Genomic DNA, 7,779 nt, shown 5'->3' with positions numbered 1-7,779 from the left:
TCGGGAGGCCGTCTCCCATCTTTGACACAGCACCACAGGCTCGCGCCCGTGTTCGTGACACACTCCACCGTCGAGACTTACTGCTACGTCGCCCTCAGGAAATTGCTAGGAGAACAGCATGCAACTGTGAAACTGAATCAAACCAATCTCGATTGACACGGGGAGTCATATCAGCTTGGTAACCGCCAATCAAACAATCCGACTGCCGGTGAGAAGCTCCCCGTCCGCCTGGTTTAATCCACCTGCAGCCGGTAGCCGACAACAAGTGAGTAGCCACCTTCAAACGACGGGTCTTGCGTGCTGCCGTTCGACGGCGCTCTCCCCCCTTATCCGCGACCGTAGGTGCGAACTGGAAATTAGTGCTGGTATCATCTCATTGCAGATACCTCACTGAGATGGTGCGAACAGGGAAGGATGTGTGGGACAGACGCTCGACTACAGCCGACTTGGACGGCCAAAAATCGCCTCGGATGTCATGGAGGGAGCCGTGCGGTACCCAATGTCGAACCGGGGGGGCTCAGGTATTATTTCGCGGCATCACAACAAAGGTCTGGAGGCCAGTGGATGGAACAAGAATTTCTGTTGAGGTTTCTTGAGATTGGAGCTATCGACCTCAAAGGCGATGACACCAAACTCGAGAAGCTTCGGTCCACGGCCAAAGACCTGTCAGCCGCTCTTCGAAAGGCGCCCTCGAAGACTGCCAGCTTCACGATGGTGGCGGCCGACCCCAACGTTGCAGCCACGGACCCAACCGTAGATGAGGCAATGGCCTCCCTCCGCAAACAATGGGAGACTGTTGCAAACGCCTTTCCCGCGCGCCCCGTTGGCATCTTGCGGGCCATCCTGCTAGACGCGATCGTGCAGGCGGCTCGTTCCGACGATGCGATTGCCGTCGCCTTCGTCAACACGGCGCGCAATGCTCTGGCCCACGCCGAAACGTCCGACGAAGCCGAGATTTGGCGCGAAGCTGTTAGGGAAATTGAGACGAAGGTCGATGCGCGCGCCGAGGCAGAGTGGGCAACGCCGGAGATGATTTCGGTCGATCCATTGCAGTACACGCCGCCAGCCCCAGTGTCCACGGAGTATGAGGTCCCCACTGTCAATCAGAGTGAGCTCAAGGCGAAGATCCATTCCGCCGCAGGGCCTTGGGGGCCCACCAACCCGAATCAGCATAACACCGCGAACAATCCCCAGGCGTGGTCGCAAGACTTTGCAAACAAGATGAGCGTCGCCATCGGAGAGGCGTTGGATGGGATGGCCGAGAAGCTTGCGCCAGCCCCCGTCGACCTCTCGGGCCCGCTGTCTACTCTGGCGAAGGCGGTCACCGCGCACGTTGACAAGGCGTTAGCCAGCTTCAGCGGTGCGACGGCAGGTCTGCAGCGCCGCACGCACCTGCTTTGGTGGAAGGAAGCGCTGTATTCCCCGAGCGCTCGTGCGAGCTACCTTGACCTGCCGCCGTTCGAGGCCTCTGCTTTGATGGCGCTCGACCTACATGAACAGGTGCCAACCTATTCACCAGCGAGCGTGTCGGCCTTCCTGCGGGAGGCCATCCGTTGTCTTCCGGCTGAAAAAGGTGACCATGGCAACGGCGAGCGTGACGTCGCTAGCCTTGTGCGCGACGCCAGGACAACCGCATTCATGCAGCCTTTCCGCGCGCTGGCTGCTCAGTACGCGCCTGCACCAGTTGGCCGAGGCCCGCTGCTGTCGTTGATTGGGCACCCGCAGGATTCAGGCGCAGTCGAAGCGACGACCCTGCGCGCCCTCGGTGGCGTGGACGCTTCCACAAAGATGACCCCGTCCGATTGGGGAACATACCTGTTCCGTGAGCTCCAGACCGCACGCGCCACCAGCGACAGCCCAAGCAAGCGGGCCAAGAAGAAGTAAGGCGTTCATGGACAGGTGCCCCCAACCCAACTGTTTCGCTGACGACAACACAACCTGCACGCTGGGCCACATCCGGCTCGATATGTGCCCCGAGTGGAAGCGTGTCGTCAGCACGGGCGCAGTAGCCGCCCCGTCTGACTCCGACCAGATGCTGCTCCCATGGAGCGGCTTGGCGATGGGAGAGTCTGACCTCAACTTCGTCAGCGGCAGGGTCAAACCTATCACTGTCGGTATCGTCGGCCCCGAAAGCGCAGGTAAGACGACCATTCTGGGCGCGTTCTACCTACTGCTGGGTCGAGGTGCACTGACTACTGATGCCAATTCTTTCAGCAACTCATACACGCTGGCAGGCTGGGAGGCGGTGGCGACCTGTCTGCGCTGGAAGCCGGGGCAGCCTCCAAGCTTTCCGCCCCACACGCCCAGCGGAGCGGCTCGAGCACCCGGCATGCTTCACCTTGGCTTTCGCCGTGAGGATGGGTCGCTGCGCGACCTTCTTTTTGCCGACGCACCCGGAGAGTGGTTTCAGAAATGGGCGATCAACGAGCAGGCAGCCGACGCGGAAGGGGCTCGTTGGATTGCCCGGCACGCAGACGTCACGCTGCTGATTGCTGACCGTCAGGCACTTGCTGGACCCAAGATGGGGTCCGCTCGAAACGACTTTCAGCTGCTTGCTCAGCGTGCAGTGGCCGAGGCCCGCGGACGGCGTCTGGCACTCGTCTGGACGAAGGGAGACGTAGACGTGGCGCCAGCCATGGAAGCGCAGATCAGAAAAGCGGTGGCGTCGGTATCATCAAGCGTCCCGGAATTCACAGTCAGCGTGTACCCCCGTGGCGAGGTCGATGCTGCAGAAGGTTTCCGCGAGCTATTTGGCTGGATTCTTTGCACCAAGCGCGCGGGGGTGGACTTGCCCACGACAGAATCATCTGGTCACGACCCGCTTTTTCGATTCGGTAGGAGATAGTTGGTGGCAGCTCAACACACCATCTTGTTGGTCGGCGAGTCGAACGTCGGGAAGACTCACTACGGGGCCCAGTTTTTGAAGCGGCTCATGGTCAAGGCGTGTGCGCTTAAGATGTCCGGCGCTCCAACGAACCTGGAAGCGTTCACTACAGCTCTCAGTTGCCTGACTGAGGGAAAGTCGACCGACCACACACCTGCCGACACCTACGTCGAGAGCGTCTGGCCCATTATGGACGAGGTCGGCCGCTACGCCGAACTGGTTTGGCCTGACTACGGCGGCGAACAGGTCCGCAACCTTGTCACGCAGCGCCGGATCCCGGCCGCATGGCGCGAGCGCGTGCTCGAAGCCACGGACTGGGTCTTGCTCATCAGACTGCATTCGCTTCGGTCCGAAGACGACCTGTTCTCACGCCCGCTGCAGTCATTCGCCGCGGATGAGCCCCAGGGAGAGGAAGCCGCATACGAGCCGTCAGACCAAGCAAGGACAGTGGAGCTCCTCCAAATGCTGCTCTACCTGGCGCAGTTCCACTTGGACCGACCGCTTCGCAAGCCTCGCTTGACCATCTTGCTGAGCTGCTGGGATGAGCTTGAAACGACGGAGCTGCCGGCTGACCTCCTGGCGTCTCGACTGCCGATGCTGTGGTCATTCGTGCGCAGCAATTGGACGTCGCCCACGGCTATTGGCCTGTCGGCCCTCGAACGCGCGCTCAGCAAGACGGATGCGGACCAGGATTACGCAACCCGCGGCCCCGAAGAGTTCGGCTACGTGGTGCTACCCGACGGCGTGAAGAACACCGACATTACCCTGCCGATCCAACGCTTGATGGCCGATGGGTCCTGAGCGAATGCGAGTCGAGCAGGCTATCTATGGCGAGGTCCCAGGCCGCGGCCACGGACTCAGAGTGGCGAGTCCGAATGCGCACATAGCCGCTGCCATCGCATCAAAGCTCGACCTGCCAGATGCAGTGCCCCCAGGCGTCCAGGCTTGGTCGCCGTTCGTTCGCGGCTTTCCCATCGACGACCACTACATTCTCGCTCGCACGTTCCTGGATTCGAGCGCGTCGCGCGGCGGCATGGTGCTGACTCACGCGCTAATTGTAAGCTTGGACGCTATGTGCGAGGTTGGAAGCCTGGCCGCGTTGTTTGGGTGGCTGGTGCCTTCGGTCACAGACTGCCCCGGTTCGGTGGCAACGCTTGAGCTTGACGCTGTCGGCAGTATCCATGCGCCGGCCGCTGACCTGATCGGGACGGCCAACGCGTTGACAGCCCTAGAACTAGCTCCAGTTGTCCGACTGGGTGTCGAGGGATTCGAGCACCTCGTCGATTCACTGTGGAGGAACCTCTGGCCGGCCTCAAGACGAAGCTTCGCATTTCGGTTGAGCTTCGGTCCGAACGACGTGGTAGAACAACCCACGCCGGCGCTTGTATGCACGCCCGAGCAGCTCCAAGCTCGTTGGACGAAGCACCGCATAGTCAAGCCAGACGATCAAACCCCGGATTCTGAATCCGCCGGGGTTCTCTGTGGCCAGCGCGACGTGCAGCCAATCCTGGCTCTCGCCGAGGACCTGGGCCTTGAAGTCCATACGCTCAGGGAACTAAGCAGGCTTGAACGGCTGCACACACTACTCTCTGGCGGCGCAAGCTTCGATGATTTGCTGGCCGCTATACGCTTGGCAGACGGCCTCTCAAATCAGCCGACGCTCGGCGCAAGCATCAAGGACAAGCTCATCGGTCGGTTCACGGCCCTGATTCCCGGCGCAGGCTGCAAGCAGTTGCTGCCAATGAGGAATTTGGCGCTCTCTGGTTTTGCCAACACGCGGTCGCTGTGGTCGGCCATTGAGCTCCTCGTCAGCAGCCTCGGATTTGCGCTAGCGGACGACAGCGACTTAATGGAGATGGTCGCGGCGTCGGTTGATGAGGATCTCGCATTGCCGCCGTGGCGCGCTGCAGTGACAGCCGGCTTATCGACTGCCGCTCGTCGAGACAAGCCCGCCTTTTCCCAAGCGATCTGGAGATGGGCTGAGCGTAGCCAAGCCGCGTTCGCCGCAGCCATAGGTACCCTACCGGCTGACGCGGCAGTAGAGCAGCGGCTGGCGGTGGAAGTGCCCAGAAAGCTCCACGTTAGCACTCCGGCGGCCCTGCTCTCGCCGCTGCTGAAGAGGCGGTGGCTGACCGCGTACGGCGCCGTACTCGCTTCAACGCTGCCCCCCCTGGATGCCACAGGTCAGCAGCTCAAGGTGGACAACGACCCAGACCACAGCGCCGGTTTGCGGTCAGCCCTTCGGTACGCGAGCCCTCTCCAGACGTTGGAATGCGCACTCGCGCATAAGGACTTGCGCTTGGTCGGATTGTGTGCAGACATGGCCGCTGCCCACCCCCAGATCCTGTCTAACATCCGCTGCGACGACATCACCGAGCAAAAGGTGTGGGGCGCTGCGATTGGCAAGAACTCTTCCCTGTGGAGCGCTCCAAGCAATGCCATCGGTGTGCGCGACAACGTTGTAGCCCAACTCGCCGAAGGACGGCCCGTCGACACCGGCCTACTCGAGGCACTGGCACAGACACCCTTGGCCGACCTCAGCGCCACCCCGGAGCGGGCGCGGCTGTGGTCACTATTACCCGCTTCGCAGTGTGACCACTACCTGCAGGCGACCGCAACCGGCTGGCTAGACGTCGCTGCGAAAGGCGCGGTGGTGACTCCTCCTGAAGCCCCGCTTGAGCGCGCAATCATGGCGAATTCGAGCTTGCAGTCCGTGCTTGGAAGGTCATCGGTGACGGTTGATGCGCGTCTAGCAATCGTCAGTGCCCTCCCGTCGTTCCTCGAAGAGGCGTTCATCATATGGCTGAACCATCTCTTGAGGGACGTTCGCATTCTTTGTCATACGGACTCTGAGCAACTGGGAACGCTAGTGGCGTCCCGACGCTGGGAGCGCGCGGCCAAATATCTTTCGGACCGGCTTGCCGACCATCGTCCAGATCTCATGCCAGCGCTACGTCTGTGCGCAGGCTTGCTTAGCTTTTATACGCGTTGGAAGCTTGGAATCTCAAAACCAAGCGCTGCCGAGAAGTGGAGCGCGTTCGAGGAAGAGGCTTGTGAACTCTATCCAAGCGGTCCGGACAGCGGCGAGCTCTGGTCACGTGCCGGAGGAAAGAATTCCGACCTGCCGGGATGGTCTCAAAACGGGGCAACACGTTGGCACACTGCATTGAATTCAATCCGTTATGGCGGCCGTCCGACTACGCGTAAGCTCCTTGCCGTGATGTGCCAGGACTTCCCTTGGAACGAGAAGCTGCGCCTGTATGCCAGCGACACGGACATCGTTGGCTGGCATTGACGCTCCTACATACCTATCGTTGAAACATGAACCCAACTGGCTACCCGCAAGGCCACGCCCTTCTTGTCGGCGTGGCGAACTATCAGCAAATCTCTAGCCTGCCTGCTGCGATCCTGAACGACGTCAACGATGTCGCCGCGACGCTCTCATCGCCGAAGTACTGTGCCTATGCCCCCGCCAACGTCGTCACTCTCTTGGACGCAAAAGCTACTCGAGCAGCTGTGTTGAAGGGTCTAGACGAACTGGCTGCTCGGGCGGGCCCTGATGACACGGCCTGCGTGTTCTTCTCCGGCCACGGTGCCGTCGTGGGCAGCCCAGGCAATGAGGACAGCGTGCTGGTGACCGTGGATAGCGACCTCGCTAACATTGAAAACACATCCATTAGCTCGGATGAGTTTGCTGCGGCACTTGCGCAGATCAAGGCGAAGCGACTGCTGGTCTTCATTGACGCCTGTCATGCTGGGGGGGCTGCAATCTCGAAGAGATTGACCGATGGCAAAGGCCACGAGTTCAAGTCTGGCTATACCCAAAACACCTTCGCGAAGCTGGCAGTCGGGAGCGGACGTGCTCTGATGGCATCGTGTCGTGCTGACGAAGTGTCAGCCGTATTTATCGGCGCGAGGAACAGCGTTTTCACGACTGCACTGCTGGCAGGTTTGCGCGGAGCTGCCGACAAGAGCGCCAGCGGCTTCATCAAGGTCTTTGACCTATTTAACTATGTTTCCGAAGAGGTGCCTAAGCTGATCCCAGACGATCAGCACCCAATTTTTAAAGCTGACAACCTTGAAGTGAACTTCGCCGTCGCGCTGAGCCAAGGCGGGAAGAAGTCGCCGTACAGCCTAGAGACCACGCACACGGCGCAAGAGGAGGATCCTTGGCCCGTGTTAGAGAAGGTCTTGGTCGAGCTCTACCCATTCGGACCGAGGGACCAGGAGGTGTGGAGCCGCGCCGGTGGTGACCTGTCCCGTCTCCAGTTTCATCCCACTGGTCAGGCTGCTTGGCATGCAGCGCTTCGCACGCTGAAACAGGGCGGCGGAGGCAGGAGTATCAACTTCGGCAGCTTGCTTAGGACAGCGAAGGAAGACTTTTCGAACCATCCGCAGTTGGCGATGCTGCAGGCGCCTTGAGCGCGACCGTTTGAGCATACTTGCCCGACGCGAAAGGATCTGGCGGCAGCCAAAGCTCAAGACGAAAAGTACCGCTCTAGGCCATCGACGTAGGGAATGGTGTCGCAGGTCTTGGAATAGGAGGATGGACGTGCAGCAGCTGCGGAGCGGTCCACGACCGCGACGTCAATGCTGCCAAAGCATTCTCGCCCGCGAACGTGCGGGTCCAGGCAGCAGGGAGGACGCCAACGACAAAGTCAGCCCGTTCCCGCTCGAGCGACATCATCACTGTTAGCGCGCGTCCGGCGGTTTTGGTCGGCTTGTTTTTTTATCCAACCAAGAATGCTGTCCGCAAGTGTTCCATCCCGAGCCAACGGCGCCACCGTTTTCCAGAGTGGAGGGTAATTTCTGGGTTCCAGATTTGTGATGCTCAGTATCGAGGGCTGGCCGGGATTCGCAAATATCTTAAGCTTCAGATATTTGCGAATCCCGGC

At 60.5% G+C, this 7,779-nt stretch carries 6 protein-coding genes; 5 read left to right on the top strand and 1 reads right to left on the bottom strand.

What is annotated here, in order from left to right; all coding sequences use genetic code 11:
* Positions 1 to 564 precede the first annotated feature (564 nt).
* From ACYP5B_RS17885 to ACYP5B_RS17865, 5 genes are all read left to right on the top strand, one after another.
* Positions 565 to 1,884: a GTPase-associated system all-helical protein GASH gene (locus tag ACYP5B_RS17885; RefSeq protein WP_459570561.1), complete on the top strand. Its 1,320-nt coding sequence runs from the start codon at positions 565 to 567 to the stop codon at positions 1,882 to 1,884.
* A gap of 175 nt (positions 1,885 to 2,059) precedes the next feature.
* Positions 2,060 to 2,845 carry a TRAFAC clade GTPase domain-containing protein gene (locus ACYP5B_RS17880; RefSeq protein ID WP_459570560.1) on the top strand — a complete coding sequence of 262 codons (786 nt, stop codon included), beginning with the start codon at positions 2,060 to 2,062 and terminating at the stop codon, positions 2,843 to 2,845.
* 3 nt (positions 2,846 to 2,848) lie between these two features.
* Positions 2,849 to 3,685: a TRAFAC clade GTPase domain-containing protein gene (locus ACYP5B_RS17875; RefSeq protein WP_459570559.1), complete on the top strand. Its 837-nt coding sequence runs from the start codon at positions 2,849 to 2,851 to the stop codon at positions 3,683 to 3,685.
* On the top strand, positions 3,675 to 6,179 hold the full coding sequence (locus ACYP5B_RS17870; protein ID WP_459570558.1) for a GAP1-N1 domain-containing protein: 2,505 nt from the start codon (positions 3,675 to 3,677) through the stop codon (positions 6,177 to 6,179). Before ACYP5B_RS17875 ends, ACYP5B_RS17870 begins: the two co-directional genes overlap by 11 nt.
* A 26-nt stretch (positions 6,180 to 6,205) precedes the next feature.
* Positions 6,206 to 7,306 (top strand): caspase family protein, encoded by a 1,101-nt coding sequence (locus ACYP5B_RS17865; protein WP_459570557.1) that lies wholly within the window; start codon positions 6,206 to 6,208, stop codon positions 7,304 to 7,306.
* 236 nt (positions 7,307 to 7,542) lie between these two features.
* On the opposite strand, the gene ACYP5B_RS17860 is transcribed toward ACYP5B_RS17865, so the two are convergent.
* Positions 7,543 to 7,779: hypothetical protein (locus ACYP5B_RS17860; RefSeq protein ID WP_459570556.1), on the bottom strand; the 237-nt coding region annotated here is incomplete at its 5' end.

Source organism: Cupriavidus sp. 8B (assembly GCF_054589115.1).
This window is presented reverse-complemented; position numbering and strand designations above follow the sequence as displayed.

Coding starts and splice junctions, on each gene's coding strand:
- ACYP5B_RS17885 (WP_459570561.1), top strand. CDS start 565: ATGGAACAAGAATTTCTGTTGAGGTTTCTTGAGATTGGAGCTATCGAC.
- ACYP5B_RS17880 (WP_459570560.1), top strand. CDS start 2,060: ATGGGAGAGTCTGACCTCAACTTCGTCAGCGGCAGGGTCAAACCTATC.
- ACYP5B_RS17870 (WP_459570558.1), top strand. CDS start 3,675: ATGGGTCCTGAGCGAATGCGAGTCGAGCAGGCTATCTATGGCGAGGTC.
- ACYP5B_RS17865 (WP_459570557.1), top strand. CDS start 6,206: ATGAACCCAACTGGCTACCCGCAAGGCCACGCCCTTCTTGTCGGCGTG.